Origin of the sequence: Hydrotalea flava (assembly GCF_001623405.1) — a bacterium.
Taxonomy (GTDB): domain Bacteria; phylum Bacteroidota; class Bacteroidia; order Chitinophagales; family Chitinophagaceae; genus Hydrotalea; species Hydrotalea flava.
In genome coordinates this window covers 172,722-191,232 of sequence record NZ_LUHG01000039.1, presented here as the reverse complement: position 1 = coordinate 191,232, position 18,511 = coordinate 172,722, and the positions used below count along the sequence as shown (strand labels likewise).

25 protein-coding genes are annotated in these 18,511 nt (G+C 35.0%); 15 read left to right on the top strand and 10 right to left on the bottom strand.

The features are described from left to right. Nucleotides 1-43: 43 nt before the first annotated feature. Nucleotides 44-877, bottom strand: coding sequence for a dihydropteroate synthase (gene folP / locus A0F92_RS02770; protein ID WP_068241417.1), 834 nt, complete (start codon nucleotides 875-877; stop codon nucleotides 44-46). A gap of 151 nt (nucleotides 878-1,028) precedes the next feature. On the opposite strand from folP, the gene A0F92_RS02765 reads away from it, so the two are divergent. The 4 genes from A0F92_RS02765 (at nucleotide 1,029) to A0F92_RS02750 (ending at nucleotide 4,454) form a co-directional block, all read left to right on the top strand. Further along, on the top strand, nucleotides 1,029-1,565 hold the full coding sequence (locus tag A0F92_RS02765) for a DUF1599 domain-containing protein (RefSeq protein ID WP_068241414.1): 537 nt from the start codon (nucleotides 1,029-1,031) through the stop codon (nucleotides 1,563-1,565). Nucleotides 1,566-1,688: 123 nt separating this feature from the next. Further along, the gene (locus A0F92_RS02760; RefSeq protein WP_068241411.1) at nucleotides 1,689-2,792 is read left to right on the top strand and encodes a BT_3928 family protein; all 1,104 of its coding nucleotides are present in this window, start codon (nucleotides 1,689-1,691) and stop codon (nucleotides 2,790-2,792) included. Then, on the top strand, nucleotides 2,792-3,811 hold the full coding sequence (locus A0F92_RS02755; protein ID WP_068241409.1) for an ABC transporter permease: 1,020 nt from the start codon (nucleotides 2,792-2,794) through the stop codon (nucleotides 3,809-3,811). Before A0F92_RS02760 ends, A0F92_RS02755 begins: the two co-directional genes overlap by 1 nt. Nucleotides 3,812-4,031: 220 nt before the next feature. Further along, a complete protein-coding gene (locus A0F92_RS02750; protein ID WP_068241406.1) occupies nucleotides 4,032-4,454 on the top strand; it encodes a CBS domain-containing protein in 423 nt (140 codons plus the stop codon). Nucleotides 4,455-4,462: 8 nt separating this feature from the next. On the opposite strand, the gene A0F92_RS02745 is transcribed toward A0F92_RS02750, so the two are convergent. Both A0F92_RS02745 and recF read right to left on the bottom strand, forming a co-directional pair. Continuing rightward, nucleotides 4,463-4,744 carry a DUF721 domain-containing protein gene (locus tag A0F92_RS02745; RefSeq protein WP_068241404.1) on the bottom strand — a complete coding sequence of 94 codons (282 nt, stop codon included), beginning with the start codon at nucleotides 4,742-4,744 and terminating at the stop codon, nucleotides 4,463-4,465. 18 nt (nucleotides 4,745-4,762) lie between these two features. Beyond that, nucleotides 4,763-5,845, bottom strand: coding sequence for a DNA replication/repair protein RecF (recF, locus tag A0F92_RS02740; protein ID WP_068241402.1), 1,083 nt, complete (start codon nucleotides 5,843-5,845; stop codon nucleotides 4,763-4,765). Nucleotides 5,846-5,908: 63 nt separating this feature from the next. Between recF and pyrR the strand changes: the two genes are divergently transcribed. The 4 genes from pyrR to A0F92_RS02720 are packed head-to-tail and all read left to right on the top strand — an operon-like array spanning nucleotide 5,909 to nucleotide 8,345. After that, nucleotides 5,909-6,436 (top strand): bifunctional pyr operon transcriptional regulator/uracil phosphoribosyltransferase PyrR, encoded by a 528-nt coding sequence (gene pyrR / locus A0F92_RS02735; protein WP_068241400.1) that lies wholly within the window; start codon nucleotides 5,909-5,911, stop codon nucleotides 6,434-6,436. 28 nt (nucleotides 6,437-6,464) lie between these two features. Further along, the gene (locus A0F92_RS02730; protein ID WP_068241398.1) at nucleotides 6,465-7,391 is read left to right on the top strand and encodes an aspartate carbamoyltransferase catalytic subunit; all 927 of its coding nucleotides are present in this window, start codon (nucleotides 6,465-6,467) and stop codon (nucleotides 7,389-7,391) included. 44 nt (nucleotides 7,392-7,435) lie between these two features. After that, entirely contained in the window at nucleotides 7,436-7,906 is a 471-nt protein-coding gene (gene coaD, locus A0F92_RS02725; RefSeq protein ID WP_068241395.1) for a pantetheine-phosphate adenylyltransferase, read from the top strand. Nucleotides 7,907-7,910: 4 nt separating this feature from the next. Then, complete coding sequence (locus tag A0F92_RS02720; protein WP_253810089.1) at nucleotides 7,911-8,345, top strand: hotdog fold thioesterase; 435 nt, start codon at nucleotides 7,911-7,913, stop codon at nucleotides 8,343-8,345. Here the strand turns inward: A0F92_RS02720 and A0F92_RS02715 are convergent. Continuing rightward, nucleotides 8,342-8,758, bottom strand: a complete 417-nt coding sequence (locus A0F92_RS02715) for an NUDIX hydrolase (protein WP_068241393.1) — start codon at nucleotides 8,756-8,758, stop codon at nucleotides 8,342-8,344. The two genes, A0F92_RS02720 and A0F92_RS02715, sit on opposite strands and share 4 nt — an antisense overlap. 118 nt (nucleotides 8,759-8,876) lie before the next feature. Here A0F92_RS02715 and pyrE point away from each other — a divergent pair, with 118 nt between their 5' ends. Both pyrE and A0F92_RS02705 read left to right on the top strand, forming a co-directional pair. Next, a complete protein-coding gene (gene pyrE, locus A0F92_RS02710; RefSeq protein ID WP_068241601.1) occupies nucleotides 8,877-9,509 on the top strand; it encodes an orotate phosphoribosyltransferase in 633 nt (210 codons plus the stop codon). Nucleotides 9,510-9,542: 33 nt separating this feature from the next. Next, complete coding sequence (locus tag A0F92_RS02705; protein WP_068241391.1) at nucleotides 9,543-9,956, top strand: heavy-metal-associated domain-containing protein; 414 nt, start codon at nucleotides 9,543-9,545, stop codon at nucleotides 9,954-9,956. A gap of 4 nt (nucleotides 9,957-9,960) precedes the next feature. Here A0F92_RS02705 and A0F92_RS02700 read toward each other — a convergent pair whose 3' ends face one another. Then, nucleotides 9,961-10,311: an NDR1/HIN1-like protein gene (locus A0F92_RS02700; RefSeq protein ID WP_068241388.1), complete on the bottom strand. Its 351-nt coding sequence runs from the start codon at nucleotides 10,309-10,311 to the stop codon at nucleotides 9,961-9,963. A 470-nt stretch (nucleotides 10,312-10,781) separates the two neighbouring features. Here A0F92_RS02700 and A0F92_RS02695 point away from each other — a divergent pair, with 470 nt between their 5' ends. Both A0F92_RS02695 and A0F92_RS02690 read left to right on the top strand, forming a co-directional pair. Next, entirely contained in the window at nucleotides 10,782-11,300 is a 519-nt protein-coding gene (locus A0F92_RS02695) for a WbqC family protein (RefSeq protein WP_167516763.1), read from the top strand. A 120-nt stretch (nucleotides 11,301-11,420) separates the two neighbouring features. Further along, nucleotides 11,421-12,503, top strand: coding sequence for a mechanosensitive ion channel family protein (locus A0F92_RS02690; RefSeq protein WP_167516762.1), 1,083 nt, complete (start codon nucleotides 11,421-11,423; stop codon nucleotides 12,501-12,503). Between the two features lie 49 nt (nucleotides 12,504-12,552). On the opposite strand, the gene plsX is transcribed toward A0F92_RS02690, so the two are convergent. From plsX to A0F92_RS02675, 3 genes are all read right to left on the bottom strand, one after another. Continuing rightward, nucleotides 12,553-13,506: a phosphate acyltransferase PlsX gene (plsX, locus tag A0F92_RS02685; RefSeq protein WP_068241383.1), complete on the bottom strand. Its 954-nt coding sequence runs from the start codon at nucleotides 13,504-13,506 to the stop codon at nucleotides 12,553-12,555. Nucleotides 13,507-13,718: 212 nt separating this feature from the next. Beyond that, on the bottom strand, nucleotides 13,719-13,913 hold the full coding sequence (gene rpmF / locus A0F92_RS02680) for a 50S ribosomal protein L32 (protein ID WP_068241381.1): 195 nt from the start codon (nucleotides 13,911-13,913) through the stop codon (nucleotides 13,719-13,721). A gap of 26 nt (nucleotides 13,914-13,939) precedes the next feature. Then, entirely contained in the window at nucleotides 13,940-14,482 is a 543-nt protein-coding gene (locus A0F92_RS02675) for a YceD family protein (RefSeq protein WP_068241378.1), read from the bottom strand. A gap of 117 nt (nucleotides 14,483-14,599) precedes the next feature. On the opposite strand from A0F92_RS02675, the gene A0F92_RS02670 reads away from it, so the two are divergent. Next, nucleotides 14,600-15,667, top strand: a complete 1,068-nt coding sequence (locus A0F92_RS02670) for a DUF3810 domain-containing protein (RefSeq protein ID WP_167516761.1) — start codon at nucleotides 14,600-14,602, stop codon at nucleotides 15,665-15,667. A gap of 34 nt (nucleotides 15,668-15,701) precedes the next feature. After that, nucleotides 15,702-16,061 (top strand): TspO/MBR family protein, encoded by a 360-nt coding sequence (locus A0F92_RS02665; protein WP_167516760.1) that lies wholly within the window; start codon nucleotides 15,702-15,704, stop codon nucleotides 16,059-16,061. A gap of 62 nt (nucleotides 16,062-16,123) precedes the next feature. Here the strand turns inward: A0F92_RS02665 and dcd are convergent, their stop codons facing one another. Beyond that, entirely contained in the window at nucleotides 16,124-16,660 is a 537-nt protein-coding gene (gene dcd, locus A0F92_RS02660) for a dCTP deaminase (protein WP_068241373.1), read from the bottom strand. A gap of 129 nt (nucleotides 16,661-16,789) precedes the next feature. On the opposite strand from dcd, the gene A0F92_RS02655 reads away from it, so the two are divergent. Continuing rightward, nucleotides 16,790-17,419: a 4'-phosphopantetheinyl transferase family protein gene (locus A0F92_RS02655; protein WP_068241371.1), complete on the top strand. Its 630-nt coding sequence runs from the start codon at nucleotides 16,790-16,792 to the stop codon at nucleotides 17,417-17,419. Here the strand turns inward: A0F92_RS02655 and A0F92_RS02650 are convergent. Continuing rightward, nucleotides 17,411-18,511, bottom strand: coding sequence for a hypothetical protein (locus tag A0F92_RS02650; protein WP_068241369.1), 1,101 nt, complete (start codon nucleotides 18,509-18,511; stop codon nucleotides 17,411-17,413). The two genes, A0F92_RS02655 and A0F92_RS02650, sit on opposite strands and share 9 nt — an antisense overlap.

The following is an 18,511-nucleotide window of genomic DNA, read 5'->3' as shown; positions in this document are numbered from 1 at the left end:
ATAGATTGTTCAGTTTTCGAAAGCTCCTGAAAGGGGGCTTTTTTTATGATGCCATATAAGCATTGTACAATGTAATACACTCCTGCGCAGCAGCTACATCATGCACCCGTAAAATGTTTGCACCATTTATTAAACCCACCATGTGCATGGCTGTTGTTGCATTAAGTGCCTCACTGGCATTTTCTTTTTGAAGCGTTTTATATAAAAAAGACTTTCTTGAAATGCCCAACAAAATGGGTTTATGCAGTATCTGAAAAATACTGAGTTGTTTAATCAATAAAAAATTCTGCTGAATATTTTTGCTAAATCCAATGCCGGGGTCAATTATCATATCTATAATTCCGGCCTCTTTTGCCAGCGTGGCTTTTTTGATAAAATAATCTACAATATCTAAACAAATATCCTCGTATGAAGTATACTTTTGCATAGTTTGAGGTGTGCCCTGCATATGCATACAAATGTAGGGTACATGCAGATTTGCAACCGTTTCAATCATTTTCGGGTCTAAATTTCCACCGCTAATATCATTCAATATATCAGCACCTGCCTCAACTGCAGCTTTGGCTACAGAGGCATAAAAAGTATCTACCGATATAAAAACTTCAGGTAACGTTTTACGAATTTGTGTAATTACCGGAATAATGCGTTCCATTTCTGTTGCAGCTGTTTGCAGACTACTTTTAGGATGGGTGCTTTGTCCGCCTATGTCTATAATAACAGCCCCCTCTTTTGTCATTTTTTCTGCCTGCTCAACTGCTGTCTGTATGGTGGTTTGCCGGCTGTCTTTAAAAAAAGAATCGGGTGTTGCATTAATAATGCCCATAATGATGGGTTTTTCAATTACCAACAACCTTCCATTACAATTGAGCGTATACATTCTTTGCTTTCATTTATCTTGCAACAAAATTAATAGTAAAGCAGCCTGTTTGTTCTGATTGAAAATAATTGATATTTTCATCAAAATTATATTGCATTTTTTATTTCAATAGAATAACCGGGTTATATGCTCTGGCCTTAAACAAATGAATATGAACATTACCAACCAGCAGTACGATGCAGTAATACAGCAGTGTAAAAAAATTTTTGTTCAAAAAGCGACAGATTATGGAACAGCCTGGCGTGTTTTAAGAATTGTTTCTGTGGTAGATCAGTTATTTATTAAGGCATTGCGCATTAGAACGATACAAGATAAAAAAATACAATTGGTAGCAGATGATATCGCCTCTGAATTTAAAGCCATTGTGAATTATGCGGTTATTGGATTAATTCAACTTGAAATTGGAGATGCCAAAGTAGAAGAAATTCCGGTTACCCAGGTAGAAGATTGGTATGAAAAGCAAATACAGATTGCCAAAAACATTATGCAAAATAAAAATCATGATTATGGTGAGGCCTGGCGAGAAATGAGTCAGGAAAGTTTTGCCGATTTAATTCTAATGAAATTGATGCGCATCAAGCAGATTTTATTTAATGATGGCAAAACGATTGTAAGCGAGGGAATTGATGCCAATTTTATTGATATTATCAATTATGCCGTATTTGCATTAATATTAATGCATAAATAAATACAGGATATAAATTAAGCTAGCTTTTATCAAGTTGTTTGAAACTTGGTTATAAAAATATTTTTTAATTCTCATTTTGCCATTTGAATTTTATAAACAGATTAACGAATTAAAATTACTGCCATGAAATATTTAGTAATAATTGTCAGGTGGTTGGTGGGGCTGTTATTTATTTTTTCAGGTTTGGTAAAAGCCAATGATCCACTTGGGTTAAGTTACAAAATGCAGGAATTTTTTGAGGCATGGCATTGGAATTTTTTCGATTCATTTTCATTGTACATGGCATTTGGCATGAATCTTTTGGAAGTGCTGGCCGGCGTTGCCATTATTATTGGCTGGAAGGCTCGGTTTTTTAGCAGGTTATTACTGATACTGATTGTATTTTTTACATTTTTAACCAGCTATGTTTTATTCAGTGGCAAAATAAAAGCTTGTGGCTGTTTTGGAGATTGTATTCCTTTAACACCCATTCAAACTTTTACGAAGGACGTATTGCTATTAATACTCATTATTTTTCTTGTTTTCACAACTAAATATGTAAAGCCTTTCTTTTCATCAGGCGCTGCATTCGTTACATTAATTGGCGTAGTGCTGATATTAGCTATTACACAATGGTATGTTTTGCGGCATTTACCCTTTGTTGATTGTTTGCCCTATAAAATTGGGAACAATCTGTTAGATGAAATGAAAACACCAGAAAATGCAGTTCCGGATGTTTACACTTATACTTTTCAATATCAAAAAGATGGAAAAATGATTGAGTTTGCTGAAGACAGTATTCCGGATGATTTAGATAGCAGTTATGTATTTGTTGACAGATCTGCCAAATTGATTAAAAAAGGCAATGGGTTAACGGCCGCCATTGCCGATTTTGCATTACAAACCGCTGATGGATCTGATACTACACAGGCCCTTTTACAAACAAAAGGCAGGTATATTCTTCTTTTTGCCCGTGATTTTTCGAATGTAAAAAAGTGGGAAGAGGTGTTTCAGAAAATATACCAGGATGCCGGCAGTATGCATATTCCTGTTTTTATCGTTACGGCTGACCTGGCGGAAGGAAAGCGTTTGTTCCCAAATGTTAACATATTACAGTGCGATGCAACAGTGATAAAAACCGCTGCAAGAGTAAATCCAACTTATATTATAATGCAAGGTCCAACTGTAAAAAATAAAATAAGTTTTGCAGATGCACAAAACGTATTGGCTTTTCTAAAACAAGAATAATGGCAATTTTTATTCTAAAAAAATCATTATATGGAATGCTGGTACTCTTGGGTGTTTTGTTGCTGGTATTCACACTGTTTCAAGGTTTAGGTGATCCTGCAAGATTAATCATGGGGCAAACTGCTGACAAAGCCACCATGCAAAATATTCGGAAAGAATTGGCATTGGATGAACCCAAATGGAAACAATTTTTAATTTACATCAATGATGTTTCTCCACTTTCCATCTATCCCGAAAAGGCCATTTTTCAAAAAAAATTAAATGGCTTTTTCATTGGGGGCCATTATAAAGTTGGTATCAAACTGCCTTATTTGGGCCGTTCTTATCAAAGCCGGAAAACGGTAACAGCAATTTTAACAGAGGCATTTCTCAATACCATATTACTCACTGTTGCGGCTATGCTGTTGGCGTTTTTGTTAGGCATTAGCTTAGGTGTTTTGGCTGCTGTGAAGAAAGGAAGCTGGATAGATACAACCACTGTATTTACCAGCATATTGGGAATTTCTGTTCCTTCTTTTTTTACAGGAATTGTAATAGCTTATCTGTTTGGTTTTTTATTGTCTCAATATACCGGTCTACACATGCTGGGTAGTTTATATTATATTGATCCCTTTAAAGGAAAGCAACTAGACTTGAAAAACTTAATTCTTCCGGCCATTACTTTGGGTATACGACCGCTTGCCATTTTTACCCAATTAACCAGAAGTAGTTTATTGAATGAGTTGCAACAGGATTATATTCGAACAGCATATGCCAAAGGATTAACTCGTACTAAAGTATTATTTGTGCATGCGTTAAAAAATGCATTGAATCCGATTATTACTGCCATAACCGGTTGGTTTGCGGAATTACTGGCAGGCGCATTTTTTGTGGAATATATTTTTGGTTGGAATGGGATTGGAAAAGTTACGGTAGATGCTCTGGAACAACTTGATTTTCCGGTAGTTATGGGCAGTGTTTTGTTAACAGCTTGCTTTTTTATTGTAATGAATATACTCTCCGATATTTTGTATGCATGAATTGATCCCAGAGTAAAATAACAAAGTTCTAATTAACTGATTTTTATCATTTCTTCCATAATCGTTTTTACTACCTTTATCATGCAATTCTGCAATCACCTTCTTACATGTGGTTTTTAAACAAATCCTATACTTATATATTTTTATTTTATAAAATAATAATATATATATATATATATTTATTTATGAATGCCGCATGTAATGAAACAAATTCTTACGTATGAAAAATGTACATGAATTGTTAGAAAAACAAACTGCTAAATTTAATTATATTAGCAGTAAAGCAACTGTTCTGGAAGCGCTTGTTTTAATGAAGGTGGCGAATGTTAGTTATGTTATTGTTACGGATGATGACCAGTATAAAGGTATTGTTTGTGAAAAAGACTGCCTGCATAAAATTGCATTGAACGGACTGCGTCCGGAAAAAACTTTTGTAAAAGATATTTTGATAAAAGATTTCCCGATTGTTGCACCGGAAGATAGTACAGAACGTTGCATGGAATTAATGAACAGTTTCCAGATTTTGTATCTGCCGGTTTTTAAAGGGCATAAATTTTTAGGTGTTCTAAGTATTTATGACATTTTAAAGGAAACTGCAGAAGAACAACATTTAAAGCATAAGGAAGATTATACCTATACTTAATATTGGAGTTAGCGAATAACTACTTCAGTAATAAGTTTTTCCTGCAACGCCTCGTTAATACGTTCAATAATTTGGCTTTTTTGATATTGCAACTCATTTTTTAATGGGCCTACAGGCGTATATACAAATAATGTATTATTAATAATCTCTATTTTTGTAGTGTACTTAGCAATTGTTTTACCCATCACTTCTTCCCAAATTTGGGTAATTTGAACGGCTCTCAGCCCATTGCGTAAATTGCTTTTATTTACAAACTGATGGAGTGCATCTCCAATACTAAATTCTCCCATGCTGTAAAGATACTTTGGTTATAATGTAATTAAACTAAAATTTACCTGCATTTTTTTTAAATAATTGCTGAGCCTTTCGGCATGCGTATCCGTAATAAATACCTGACAGTTTTCCTGTACACAAACTATATAAAATAACTGATGCATTCGTTGCTCATCTAATTTTTCAAACACATCATCCAGTAACATAATGGGAGCAACTTTTTTTTGTTCTTTTAAAACAGAAAATTCTGCCAGTTTAATGGCTAACAACAATGTTTTTCTCTGCCCCTGTGATGCCCTGTTTTTAAAACTGTTTTCCTGCATGGTTATTTCAAGATCATCTTTATGAATGCCGGAATTGGTTCTTTGTAACAGCATATCTTTTTGTAACGAAGCCTTCAGTAAATCTTTAAAACTGTTTTCATTCAATTGGCTGATGTAGCTGATTGAAATACCATCATCGCTACCTGCAATTAATTGATAGTTTTCCAAAATTTTTGGAATGAATTCAGTAGTGAATTTTTTTCTGTGTTGGTAAATAATGCTGCCATAATACACAAACTGGGTATCAATGGCTTCCAACAAAGTAATATCGTGCTGCCCGGTATCGGCTATTTGTTTCAATAAACTGTTGCGTTGTTGTAGTAATTTATTGTATTGAATCAGTGCTTCTAAATAAGTAGCATTGTATTGTGATAAAATGGTATCAATCAGCCTTCGTCTTTCTTCGCTCAGTCCTACAACAATTGCAGCATCATCGGGCGCAATCATTACACAGGGAAACCGGCCAATATGTTCAGAAAATTTTTTATAAGTTTCCTGATCTAATAAAAATTCTTTTTTATTATTCTCCCGCAAAATGGCAACAGTTTCAAAAAATTGATTATTATTTTCGAACAAACCTTCCAAACGCATACCCTTTTTACCTTGCTGAACTGAAAATGTATCCTGTCGGGCAAAATAACTTTTGGTAAAACACAAATAATAAATTGCATCCAGCAAATTGGTTTTACCGGTACCATTTGGTCCGCATATCCCGGTTACAGCCTCAGTAAACTCCCAACTGTTACTGCCGTAATTTTTAAATTGAAATAATGATATCTTCTTCAAATAAAGCATGATAGATTTGCAAAATAAGCAGGATAAATTGAAACACGTACTTTTATAAAAAAATAGCAGGGTTTGAAAACAATACTAGCAAAAGAGCAATTACATTTAACCGTTCAACGTTTGGCTTGCCAAATTAGAGAAGATTATCCCGATTTGCAGGATACTGTGTTGATAGGTTTACAGCCCCGTGGGGTTTTTTTAAGCAATAAAATAGCGCAGGCATTGCAGCAATTATTGCCACAACAAACATTTCATTATGGAAAATTAGATATTACTTTTTACAGGGATGATATTCGAAAAGAATTGCACCGTGCCAATAAAACAGATATCCTTTTTAATATTGAAAACAAAAATGTAATACTGATAGATGATGTGCTGTATACCGGGAGAACAATTAGAGCTGCCTTAGATGCATTGGTTGATTTTGGTAGGCCGGCCAAAGTAGCTTTATGTGTATTGATTGACAGAAGATTCAGCAGAGAATTTCCGATACAGCCCGATTATGTTGGCCGATCTATTGATACCATTGTTTCCCAAAAGGTAAAAGTACATTGGTTAGAAACAGATGAACAGGAATATGTAGAATTATTAGACAGCTAATTTGTGAAAACATTATCTTCGCTTTTTAATGGCACTATCTACCAAACATCTCCTTGGTATTAAGGATCTTCATAAAGAAGATATTGAACTTATTCTGCATACTGCAACACAATTTAAAGAGGTATTGCAGCGGCCGGTAAAAAAAGTTCCTTCTCTTCGAGACATCACCATTGTAAATTTATTTTACGAAAATTCTACCCGTACACGTATCTCTTTTGAATTGGCTGAAAAAAGGCTCAGTGCAGATACCATCAATTTTACTGCCAGTGGTTCATCGGCTGCAAAAGGTGAAACACTATTAGATACGGTGAATAATATTTTAAGTATGAAGGTGGATATGGTGGTGATGCGCCATAGCGCCAGTGGTGCCCCCCATTTTTTAGCCCGCCATATTCCCGCAGCTATTATTAATGCCGGTGATGGTATCAATGAACATCCAACACAAGCCCTTTTAGATGCCTTTTCCATGACTGAAAAATTTGGTTCTTTAAAAGGTTTAAAAGTGGCCATAATTGGTGATATCATGCACAGCCGTGTAGCATTGAGCAATATTTATTTATTGAACAAAATGGGAGCAGAGGTAATGGTAGCCGGGCCTCCAACATTAATTCCACCTTATATTACAACTGCTTTAGGTGTAAAGGTTACCTACAGTTTAAAAGAAGCTTTGCAGTGGTGCGATGTGGCCAATGTGTTACGCATCCAATTAGAACGGCAAAATCAACCCTTGTTTTCATCATTGCGGGAATACAATTTAAGCTATGGCATTAATCGCCGGTTATTAGAAAATTTGGGTAAAGAAATTGTGATTATGCACCCAGGACCTATTAATCGCGGTGTTGAGTTAGATAGCGATGTGGCTGATGGCCCCTTTTCAATAATTTTACACCAGGTAGAAAATGGGGTAGCGGTGCGTATGGCTGCTTTATATTTATTATCGAACCGTAATGCTTAACACTGAAAAAGAGTAGATATTCTTGTTCAGAAAAAAATGATGCTATGCAAAGAATCTGTCTTTTTCCTGGAACTTTTGATCCGGTAACCTTAGGACATGTGGATATTATTAACCGGGCATTACCATTATTTGATAAAATTTTTGTTGGTATAGGTATTAATGCCGCAAAAAATCCAATGTTTTCAGCAGCACAACGTATGGCTTGGTTTAAAGCCATTTATAAAAATGAACCCAAAGTAGAAAGTATTTGTTACGAAGGCCTTACCATCGACTTTTGTACTACCCTTGGTGCCCGTTTTATTTTAAGGGGTATTCGTTTTGTTAGCGATTTTGAATACGAAAAATCAATTGCAGATGCCAACAGAACAATGAATCGGAATATTGAAACCATTTTTTTAACCGGCGAACCAAAATATACATCTGTAGCATCTACTATTGTTCGCGATATTTTAAAAAATGGCGGAAATGCTGCCCCTTTTTTACCCGATGAAGTGATTGCAACCATTAATCATTAATTCAGTGAGAAAGCACATCTGGTACCTTGAACAGCTTAGTATTGCTGACTTAAATAGCCTTGGTAAAAATACCATGGGCGAGGTGTTGGGTATTGAATTTACAGAAGTAGGTAGTGATTATCTGAAAGCTACCATGCCCGTTAATCAAAATACCCGCCAGCCATATGGTTTATTACATGGCGGCGCATCCGCAGCATTGGCCGAAACGTTGGGAAGCGTTGCTTCTGCACTCATTATCGATCCGGATAAGCAAATTTGCGTGGGCATTGAAATTAATGCCAATCATTTAAAAGGGGTAAAAGAAGGATTTGTTACCGGAATCTGTTCGCCTTTGCATATTGGAGCCACTACACATGTTTGGGATATCCGTATAACGAATGTAAAGCATCAATTAATTTGCATCAGCCGGTTAACGGTAGCTATTCTTAAAAAACACTAATTCAGATAACCGGCTTTTTGAAATACTTCTATTAAAGTGGGATAAGTTTCTTTTACATAAGTATTTAATTCGTTGCGCTCAATCCATTTCACTTCAACAATATCTTCAATACTTTGGGGCACTAATTTTTCCTTTTTACTGGCTTGCATTTTAAACCAATGGGTGTGCTTTTCAATGGCTTCTCTTGAAAATGGATCAATATATTCATGCACTGTAACAGTAATTTCAGCTTCAATTAACAAATTTTGTAAGCCGGTTTCTTCAGTTATTTCACGAAGTGCACAAGCTTCAATAGTTTCATTTTCTTCTTTCTTGCCTTTGGGTAAATCCCATTTACCGCTTCTGTAAATCATTAAAACTGCATCATCTTCATTGGTAATCAATCCGCCACCGGCTATAATTTTCTTTTTCATATCTCCTTTATTGATAGAATGTGAATAATATTATGCAAGGTAAAATATTTCATCGTGGCGGGCTAAGCTTAATTTAGCGTAAAATTTGATTGATTTTTGCGAATAAATGAATGTAAATATGCAAACAAACGAACGGGCTGTTGCCGAAAAATTAGTGCAGATTAAAGCCATACAATTAAGCCCAAACCAGCCCTTTACCTGGGCCAGTGGGTGGAAAAGTCCAATTTATTGCGATAACAGAAAGATACTTTCTTATCCCTATGAACGTGATTTTATAAAAAGTGAACTGTGTAATGTATTGTTTAGTGAATTTGATGCTGCTGAGGCCATTGCCGGAGTAGCTACTGCCGGAATAGCCTGGGGGGCTATGGCAGCCGATCAGTTAAAATTACCATTTTTATATGTTCGCCCTAAACCAAAGGAACATGGGTTGGGCAATCAGATAGAAGGTGCTGTACTGCCCGGCAAAAAAGTGGTGGTGGTAGAAGATTTGATATCTACCGGAAAAAGTAGTTTGCAGGTGGTAAAAGTACTGCAGGATGCAGGCATGGAAGTAGTAGGGATGGTATCTATATTTACTTATGGTTTTGAAGCAGCAGCAACAGCTTTTAAAGAAGCTGGAATAGTATATCGCTCGTTAACCAATTATAGCGTTTTAATTGATGTAGCTATCCAAAAAAAGCTGGTAGATGCCTCAACTGAACAATTATTGCTAAATTGGAGAACAGATCCAGCCAACTGGCAACAATAATAAGGTTAATGTACACATCTAAATTTTCGTATTATGCTTAAAAAAATTGCACTTGTTTTTGTTTTGGGTTTAATTGTTCATTCCGCCCAAAGTCAGGTAATGGCCGCAAGGCCGCAATGGGTTACCATTAAATCTGATAATTTAAAATGCTGGCAATGTAAAGAGCGGCTGGATAAATATCTGATTATTGAAAACAATGCCAACATGCAAAAAGGGATGGTACAGTGGAAGATAAATTTATTGGCCGGCGAAATCAGGGTGCAATACATACCCGACAGGGTTTCTGTGGATGATATTAAAACGGCTCTAAATAATGCCGGATTTGATGCCGATGATGAAAAAGCAGAACCGGTTGCCTATCAAAAATTACCGCCTATTTGTAAACGAGCTGCAGATGGGGGCGGCCCGAAAAAAGGAAAACCCTGCCATATACAACCCATACAATAGTTTTTTAGAAAAAAGGAATGCGCTGGTTCCCTTTATAATCGAACGGCAAATTGATGAAAATTCCCGATTTGCCCACTTTACTGGACCCTTTTACTTCCAGCAAAACTTCTTTTTGCAAAAGGCTGTTCCAGGCATTTTTGTAAAGTACTTGTTTAGAAATGGTGATTGCAGCCGGTAATTCAAAAGCTGACTTTTTGGCAATTTTTAATAAAGTATCTAAACAATAATGGCCAATAAAATTGCCGTTCACAAAAATATTTCCCTCTACTTTTTTTAGTACCACATTAAAATTATTCGGGTTGGTAAATGCCAGATTCAATCGAACGCCGATTGAATCTTTTGCTGTTGGCAGCATAGCAACATTTTGGATAGATCGAAAAACAAAGGCCTGAGGTTGCTGGCAACTCCAAAACAGGAAAATGCAAAAGGATAGGAGTACGGTATTTTTCACGCTATACAATTTTGCATGAAAAGTAGTCAAAAATTTCAGTTACGCAATTGAAAGAAAATTTGACTTATTTTTGATGCTAAACAATTTAGATTTTTTTCAATACTCGTTTGAAAAATTTAGAGCTATAAAATTTAGTTGACAAAAATAAACATAAATACTTGTTTATAAATTATTTATAATTATTTATTCAAAATAAAAAATAGGTAATTCAATGCTAAAAACAACAATATTTACACAAAATTAAATTATATGAATAAATGAATCATAAATTAACATTAATAATTGATAATCAATATTTTATAAACGTTGAATTACTTAAAGCTTTACTTATTTTTTCAAATGTTAAAATTGAAGTATGCGATAACTGGCAAAAAATGAGTTTTCGCAACCGGAGTATGGTTGCCGGGGCTAATGGACTAATTGGCTTAACAGTTCCTGTTCTTAAAGGACGGGATCAAAAAGGATTATTTAAGTTGGTTAAAATTGACTATCGTTCCAAATGGCAGCAACAACATTGGCGAACCATTGTGTCTTGTTACAATCGTTCTCCCTTTTTTGAATATTATGCCGCTTCACTTCGTGAAGTAATTTTTCAGGAATACGCTTTGCTGTTTGAACTGAATCTGGCTACTTTACAATGGGCAATTCAGTGTTTAAAATTTTCTGTCAATTTGACGTATACTGATAGCTTTTTACCACAATACCCTAATTTTGTAACAGATTACCGAAACAGGTTTAGCCCTAATAATTTCCAAAATATTGAACAACCTGTTTATTATCCACAAGTTTTTGAAGCGAAAATTGGCTTCCAAAAAAATTTAAGTTGTATCGATTTAATTTGTTGTGAAGGTCCTAATGCACTGCAGCTTTTATTGAACAAGCAGGGAAATTAGTTACAGCAGGTCCGATTTAATACATGATTTAAACACTAAAATGAATGCTCGCAGTTATTGAGGGATTCATCATTGATGGATGAAATAGCTGTATTTTTTAACAAAACAATGAAATTAACTATGCAAGACTTTATGCAACAAATTTATTGGAAAAATACTGTATTGGATTATTTCATTGTGGCAGGATGGATGTTATTGATTTGGTTGTTGCTTAAATTTTTTAAGCGGTACCTCATTCGGTTATTACAGAATATAACCAGCAAAACCGAAAACAAATTTGATGATCAAATAGTGTTAGCGGCAGAGAGATTTGTAATTCCGTACGCTTACCTTTTTATTAATTATACCATAATTACTGCACTAACACTCTCCCCAAAAATTGAGCATATATTATCAGCGGGCCTTTCTGTAATTACAGTTTATTACGCAGTTCGATTAATTAATTATTTATTGCACAGTTTGGTATTGTTGTACATGCACTTAAAAAATGAACCTGAAGAACGTATCAAACAATTAAACGGCGTTTTGGTACTCATAAAAGTGTTGATTTGGGGTGCCGGGTTTATTATGTTATTAGACAATTTGGGGTACAATGTTACCACCATTATTGCAGGTTTAGGGGTTGGAGGTATTGCCATAGCATTGGCTGCACAGAATATTTTGAGTGATTTATTTAGTTATCTGGTTATTTTCTTTGATAAACCTTTTGAAATTGGTGATTTTATTGTGGTAGGGAATACCAGTGGGGTGATTGAAAGAATTGGAATCAAAACCTCTCATCTCAGAAGTTTAGATGGTCAGCAATTGGTAATGCCCAATGCAGAATTGGTGAAATCTACCATACATAATTATAAAAGGATGGAACGGCGTAGAGTAGTAAATTCAATTGGAGTAGTGTATCAAACCAATGCAACCCAATTACGTAACCTGCCAGAAATATTAAAAGAAATTGTTACAACTGCCGGCGCTACTTTTGATAGAGCGCATTTAAAATCATTTGGCGATTTTTCTATCAATTTTGAATATGTGTATTATACTGAAACACCTGATTATTTGGTGTATATGAATACTGTGCAGGCCGTTAACTTGGCTATTTTTGAAAAATTTGAAAAAGAGGGGATAGAATTCGCCTATCCATCGCAAACCATTTATCTATCAGGTAACAATCAACCAGAAACAGCCTTGCCAATGGGAAAGGGATAATATAATAGGTTTTTTAAGTGGTTTAATGGTATGGTTGGCAAAAGCAATTTCAACCTACTTTAAAACTAGCTTGTATTTTTTTGCAGAGTTCTGTTTCAATCATTTTTTCAGCTACATCAATCATATTGGCAAAAGCTTTTGCATTGCTAATGCCGTGCCCAATAATAACCGGTTTTGAAACACCTAAAACAGGCGTGCCTCCATAATTTTCGTAATGAAAGCGTTGTATATAGGCATCATTCTGTAAATTTCTTTTACAAGCAATATCATAAAAACTTTCGGCTAATTTTAATACTACATTGCCGGTAAAGCCGTCGCATACAATAATATCTGCTTTATCTTCAAATAAATCTCTACCTTCCACATTTCCTGCAAATTGAATGTGTGGATTATTTTTTAAGAGTGGGTAAGTAGTTTGCGCTATAATATTTCCCTTTCCTTCTTCTTCGCCAACATTCAACAAACCAACTTTAGGTTGCTCAATATGCAGAATATGTTGCGCATATAAACTACCTAAAACTGCAAACTGATCCAGATGTTCAGGTTTACAATCTGCATTTAAACCAACATCTAGTAAAACACCTGTTCCGCCATTTACTTTCGGAATAATAGTAGCAATGGTGGGCCTAATTACCCCTTCTATGGCTTTAATGCTAAAAAGTGCCCCTACGAGCATGGCACCGGTATTACCGGCACTGATAAAAGCATCAATTTTTTGGGTTGCCAGCAAATGAAAACCAATGGCTATTGAACTTTTGGTTTTTTCTTTTAAAGCTTTGGTGGGATGTTCGTGATATCCAATTACTTCATCTGCATGAATAACAGGAATGTGATTTAATTCGTGGACAGATAATAAAGGAGCTATCGTCGCCTCGTTACCAATGGCTGTGATGGTAATATTATTTTTATGCGGATAATTACCGGAATGCAAGTACGCTTGAATGCCCTGTACAGCTTCTAAAGGAGCATAATCTCCACCCATTAAATCTATTCCTATATTCATTTGATTCAGTCTGTTTTATTGCTCAACAAGAAATGCCTGTTATGGAACTCTGTGTGGCTAAACGTTTAAACGTTGATGAATATTATATTGCTGAAAATCTACTACTGTATGGTTTGTAGACAATATATGTTTCAGTAAAGGTATTGATAAAAACAAAAAAAGCTGCTATTCGTTACAAAACAAGTAGCAGTATGCATTTATGTAATAGAAAATTAAGCTTTTAAGGGTGCTTTTTCAGCTACTAATTTTCCTTTGTAATACAATTTACCTTCACTTACATGTGCACGATGGCGTACATGCGTTTCACCGGTAGTGGTGTCTTTACTTAAAGTAACGGTTTCTGCAATGTAATGTGTTCTTCTTTTTGCACTACGTTGTTGAGAATGTCTGCGTTTTGGATTGGGCATAACCTAAAATTTATACTTTCAAAAAATTATTCTAAACCTTTTATTTGATCCAATCCCTTCCATAGGGGATTGTTTCCGTTATTGACCTGTTCTTCCATTTTTTTGAGTTGTTCTAAAACAACCTTATTACATAATGTTCCGCCGTATTCATCGGGGTTACACATGTTTTGAATGGGCAAACAAAGATTAATGAATTCATAAATCCAGTCTGCAATCAGCAAATGACTTTCACCTTTGCCAATATAAAATACATCCGGGTCTTCTTCCTGATGATTCATTAAATCAGGTTCTTCCACCATTTTCACTACAATATTAAATTCATCCCAAAGTAGTTTGGTTAGTGGGTTGCCACACCGGTCGCATTGAATATCTACCGTGCCATCAATATCAAATTTCAATTGCATAAAGCCATTCTTTTTATCGAGGCTTAGTTTGATATTTGCATTGCAATTGGTAAAATCCTGATGCCCATAAGCTGTAAAGAACTTATCTTCAACCCTATATTCAAAAACATGAAGCCCTGGTTTCAACCCAACAAAAGCTATTTCAAATTCCCTGTTATGGCTCATGGTTTGTTTTTTAGGGTGGGCAAAGGTACAATATCGTATTGAAAGAGCAAAAGGAAATTATTATACCATATTCAGTGACCCAGTAAATTGATAATGAAATTAAGCAATAAACAGTTTTTGGTAAAGCAAAATTTTATCTGGAATGTTCTCATTATTCTAATTGGTAGTATTCAATTCGCCACATTTTACCCAAATTTTGTTGAAAAACTATACAGTACGCGCCTATATGTTGGGTATGCCCAAATATTAAGATGGTTAACCGGCTGGTTGCTATTTAGTTTGGGTGATGTTTTGTATATTTTAATAGGTCTTTATTTGTGTTATTCAGTTATTCGATTGATAAAAATCTGCCTGGTTCGAAAAAATGGTGCACAAATTTGGTTAATACTGAAAAATTTATTGAAAATTGTTGTGGTTGCCTATGTCTGGTTTATGTTGAGTTGGGGATTGAATTATCATCGATTGGGTATTGCTTATCAGCTACATTTACAGGTAAATCCTTATACAAATGATGAATTGTGTGTGTTGCGAGACAGTTTAGCTGTAAAGTTAAACAGCCTAAGACAACAAATAGGTCATGATTCAATATTGCCATCTCCTGATTTAATAACTTTATATCGGCAGGCACCAACATACTATCAACAGGCTTCAAAACAGTATCCATTTATTCATTACCGTTACCGAAGTATTAAAAACAGTTTGTTTACACCTTGGGCAAAATATTTTGGATGGGGGGGATATTATAATCCCTTTACCGGCGAAGCACAGATAAGGGCCGATATGCCCCGCATATTAATTCCTTACACTGTATTGCATGAAATGGCACATCAAATTGGTTATGCCGGTGAAGAAGAAGCCAATTTTGTAGGCTATTTGGTTGCCAGAGAATCTGGAAATGCCTATGTTGCTTATTCCTGTTATAGTGAATTGTATAAATATGTATACAATGAATTATTGCTGAGAAATACCTTCCCGGATGCTACTCCGGCTTTAGATACCTTGGTTAGAAATGATTTTAAGCGTGTCAATCGGTTTTTTATGCAGGAACAAAACAGTATTGCCCCACAGATAATGGATTTGTATGATGTTTATTTAAGAGCGAATCAACAAAAGAACGGTATTAACAGTTATAATGAAGTAGTGGGTTTGTTAATAGCTTTTCAAAAAAAATATAAAAAAATTTAATGCTTTAAAATTCATTGTTGCACTCATTACTATTATGGTTTTAGGGGCAGCAGGTGGCATTGTTACTGCACCACAAATTGCAAATTGGTATGCCCATTTGAATAAACCCTTTATTAATCTGCCCAATGGTTTGTTTGCTCCGGTGTGGACATTTTTATATGCCTCTATGGGCGTTTCTTTTTATTTGCTTTGGAATAGTGCTGCTTCACCTAAAAAGCAAAAGGCTATATTATTGTTTGTTATACAATTCTTGCTGAATATTGTCTGGTCATTTATATTTTTTTATTTGCATAAAACCGGATGGGCGTTTGCAGAAATACTATTGATGCGGTTGTTTATTTTACTGACCATCATTTATAGCGCTTCAGTTCAAAAGTGGGCAGCGTGGTTATGAATACCATATATTGCCTGGGTAAGTTTTGCAGCCATATTGAACGGAGCTATTTATATGTTCAACTAAAAACTGTTTTTCCACATCATACTTTCAATGGGCTTATTGGGTTGGTGGCTGTATTTTGCATTTAATTTTTGGTTGTATTTCACAGCAATATCACCTTCAACAGGAAAATATATTAATTGACCAATAGGCATTCCCTTATATATTTTAACCGGTTGTTTTACTGAAATTTCAAGTGTCCAGTTGCCACAAAATCCAACATCTCCTTTACCTGCAGTGGCATGTATATCTATACCAAGCCGTCCGGTGGATGATTTGCCTTCCAAAAATGGCACATGAGCATGGGTTTCGGTATATTCAGCAGTAACACCCAAATAAAATATATGCGGATACAATACAAAGCCTTCATCGGGTATTTCAAAATACTCTATTGTGTTGTGTAGTTTTGCATCTAAAATATGGTCTTTATATGTGGCTAAAGTACTGCCCAGATGCACATCATAACTATTACTCCCTAAACAGTCTTGTTGGAAGGGTACAATTTTGATAGTACCTTTTTCCATCTCTTCCAAAATTCGTGTATCCGATAAAATCATGTGTGTTGACTATTTAAATGGTTGATTCAAAGCATTTTTATGTAATGGCCAATTACCCATCCCTGTTTTAATTACATTGTATAGTGCAATATAATTCGTAATTCTGCATGAAGAACCATTCCTTTTTTTATGCCCTTGTTTTATCAACAAAATATTAACGAAAATACCCGACTGGCCATTTGGCAAATAACAGAATCATTGGATTTTTTTTTGAAAGAAATACCTGTTCAGCATAAAGTTACCCATAAACATAAACAGCTGCAACATGCCGCTGGCAGATATTTACTGCCTTTTTTATTTGATGATTTTCCTTATGATGAGATTTTAATAGCCGATACCCGAAAGCCCTATTTACCAGATGAACAATACCATTTTTCTATTTCGCATTGTGGTAATTATGCCGCGGCCATTGTTAGCAGGAATGAAAGAGTAGGAATTGATATTGAAATACCTCAGGAAAAAATTGTAAACATTAGTACCAAATTCATGCACCCCGATGAGTTTTTATTTGTTCGGTATGGTGGCGATTTAATTGCGACCACAACTTTATTATGGAGTGCCAAAGAAGCCATGTATAAATGGTGGGGGATGGGTAAAATTGATTTTAAAGAAATGTTGCGTATTGAATCAACAGACAGTATTACACAAACCCTACATGCCAACTTTCAAAATCTGGATATAACACAACCCTTATTACTTCATTATCGTTTTTTGCAACAATTGTGTTTGGTATGGCTTACTACGCCGGCATTACAGTGATTTTCCGGGAGTAGCTTGCTTGGGTATTAAAGCCAAACTTTTTCTGAGGTTTTGTTTCAGTTGCATTTTTACAATTTGCCCCATTGTATGTGCTTTTAAGAATACCGGTTGTTCAAAATGTTCGCTCAACTCTTGTTTCAGCTGGTTAATTTTTTCCGGTTTTGAAATCATGTCATTACTCATAATATCCAATAATTCTTTGATTCTATATTTAGCGGAAGATAACCTGAAAGCCATCAGTGTTTTTTCTTCAGCCTGGTATTGCGAAATGGATTCTTTATTCAAATACTTAGCTACCAAAGCAACAAAGGCATTATTTTCTTTAAAAAATTGTGGCAGGTACAAGTTTTTTCTTCCTTCATAGGATTGCTGATCAAAATCAATGGCTCTAATGCGGTATTGATAACCTTCAATATCGGGTGTAATATTCACAACAAAATTATAGCTGCGCATATCGCCCAATAAATGGGTAAAACAACGTTCATTAAATTTTACAAATTCCTTCGCCAGTCGAATAGCATTTAAATCAGGTGCATGTAAGTAATTGGAAATAAATTTATCGCCTGGTATACCGGGTATATGTTCTTCAATTAATGTGTTTTTACAGGTAAAATAGGTAATACGGTTAGGCGATAACAAATGTTCCAATTCAAGTCCATATACCCGGCTGGCATCTGCTTGTTTAATATAATAGTGATCCTGGTTGTCGTTGAACTTATTAATGATTCTTATTCGGAAAGGCTGACTGTTGCCAAAATAACAAAAATCAATACCTGCAACATCTAAATGATTAATAAAACTATAATCGCCTTTGGTTTTTAAAATGGCATAATTTTTTACTAAGTTTTCTTTCAAAAACTCCAAATCACGCATATCATAAATAGCACTTTCCCAAAAAGTATCATTTCCAGTTTTATCTTTAATGGGTAAAGTGTAGGTAAATCGGGTTAAATCGTTATATATAGCCGGCAATTGCAATTCTCTGCCAAAGCGCATTAAATAATGCCTTAATTCTTTTTGAATTGGATAAATTGGTTTCTTTCTGCTGGGTTTATAAAAGTTTTCAGCGGTTTCTATACTTTCTTTTGTCAT

Coding starts and splice junctions, on each gene's coding strand:
- dcd (WP_068241373.1), bottom strand. CDS start 16,660: ATGATTTTATCGGATACACGAATTTTGGAAGAGATGGAAAAAGGTACT.
- A0F92_RS02700 (WP_068241388.1), bottom strand. CDS start 10,311: ATGCTGCCAACAGCAAAAGATTCAATCGGCGTTCGATTGAATCTGGCA.
- A0F92_RS02755 (WP_068241409.1), top strand. CDS start 2,792: ATGGCAATTTTTATTCTAAAAAAATCATTATATGGAATGCTGGTACTC.
- A0F92_RS02690 (WP_167516762.1), top strand. CDS start 11,421: ATGCAAGACTTTATGCAACAAATTTATTGGAAAAATACTGTATTGGAT.
- A0F92_RS02765 (WP_068241414.1), top strand. CDS start 1,029: ATGAACATTACCAACCAGCAGTACGATGCAGTAATACAGCAGTGTAAA.
- coaD (WP_068241395.1), top strand. CDS start 7,436: ATGCAAAGAATCTGTCTTTTTCCTGGAACTTTTGATCCGGTAACCTTA.
- A0F92_RS02695 (WP_167516763.1), top strand. CDS start 10,782: ATGAGTTTTCGCAACCGGAGTATGGTTGCCGGGGCTAATGGACTAATT.
- A0F92_RS02760 (WP_068241411.1), top strand. CDS start 1,689: ATGAAATATTTAGTAATAATTGTCAGGTGGTTGGTGGGGCTGTTATTT.
- plsX (WP_068241383.1), bottom strand. CDS start 13,506: ATGAATATAGGAATAGATTTAATGGGTGGAGATTATGCTCCTTTAGAA.
- folP (WP_068241417.1), bottom strand. CDS start 877: ATGTATACGCTCAATTGTAATGGAAGGTTGTTGGTAATTGAAAAACCC.
- A0F92_RS02705 (WP_068241391.1), top strand. CDS start 9,543: ATGCTTAAAAAAATTGCACTTGTTTTTGTTTTGGGTTTAATTGTTCAT.
- A0F92_RS02730 (WP_068241398.1), top strand. CDS start 6,465: ATGGCACTATCTACCAAACATCTCCTTGGTATTAAGGATCTTCATAAA.
- recF (WP_068241402.1), bottom strand. CDS start 5,845: ATGCTTTATTTGAAGAAGATATCATTATTTCAATTTAAAAATTACGGC.
- A0F92_RS02675 (WP_068241378.1), bottom strand. CDS start 14,482: ATGAGCCATAACAGGGAATTTGAAATAGCTTTTGTTGGGTTGAAACCA.
- pyrE (WP_068241601.1), top strand. CDS start 8,877: ATGCAAACAAACGAACGGGCTGTTGCCGAAAAATTAGTGCAGATTAAA.
- A0F92_RS02665 (WP_167516760.1), top strand. CDS start 15,702: ATGGTTTTAGGGGCAGCAGGTGGCATTGTTACTGCACCACAAATTGCA.
- A0F92_RS02715 (WP_068241393.1), bottom strand. CDS start 8,758: ATGAAAAAGAAAATTATAGCCGGTGGCGGATTGATTACCAATGAAGAT.
- A0F92_RS02650 (WP_068241369.1), bottom strand. CDS start 18,511: ATGACAAAAGAAAGTATAGAAACCGCTGAAAACTTTTATAAACCCAGC.
- A0F92_RS02745 (WP_068241404.1), bottom strand. CDS start 4,744: ATGGGAGAATTTAGTATTGGAGATGCACTCCATCAGTTTGTAAATAAA.
- A0F92_RS02655 (WP_068241371.1), top strand. CDS start 16,790: ATGCCCTTGTTTTATCAACAAAATATTAACGAAAATACCCGACTGGCC.
- A0F92_RS02750 (WP_068241406.1), top strand. CDS start 4,032: ATGAAAAATGTACATGAATTGTTAGAAAAACAAACTGCTAAATTTAAT.
- rpmF (WP_068241381.1), bottom strand. CDS start 13,913: ATGCCCAATCCAAAACGCAGACATTCTCAACAACGTAGTGCAAAAAGA.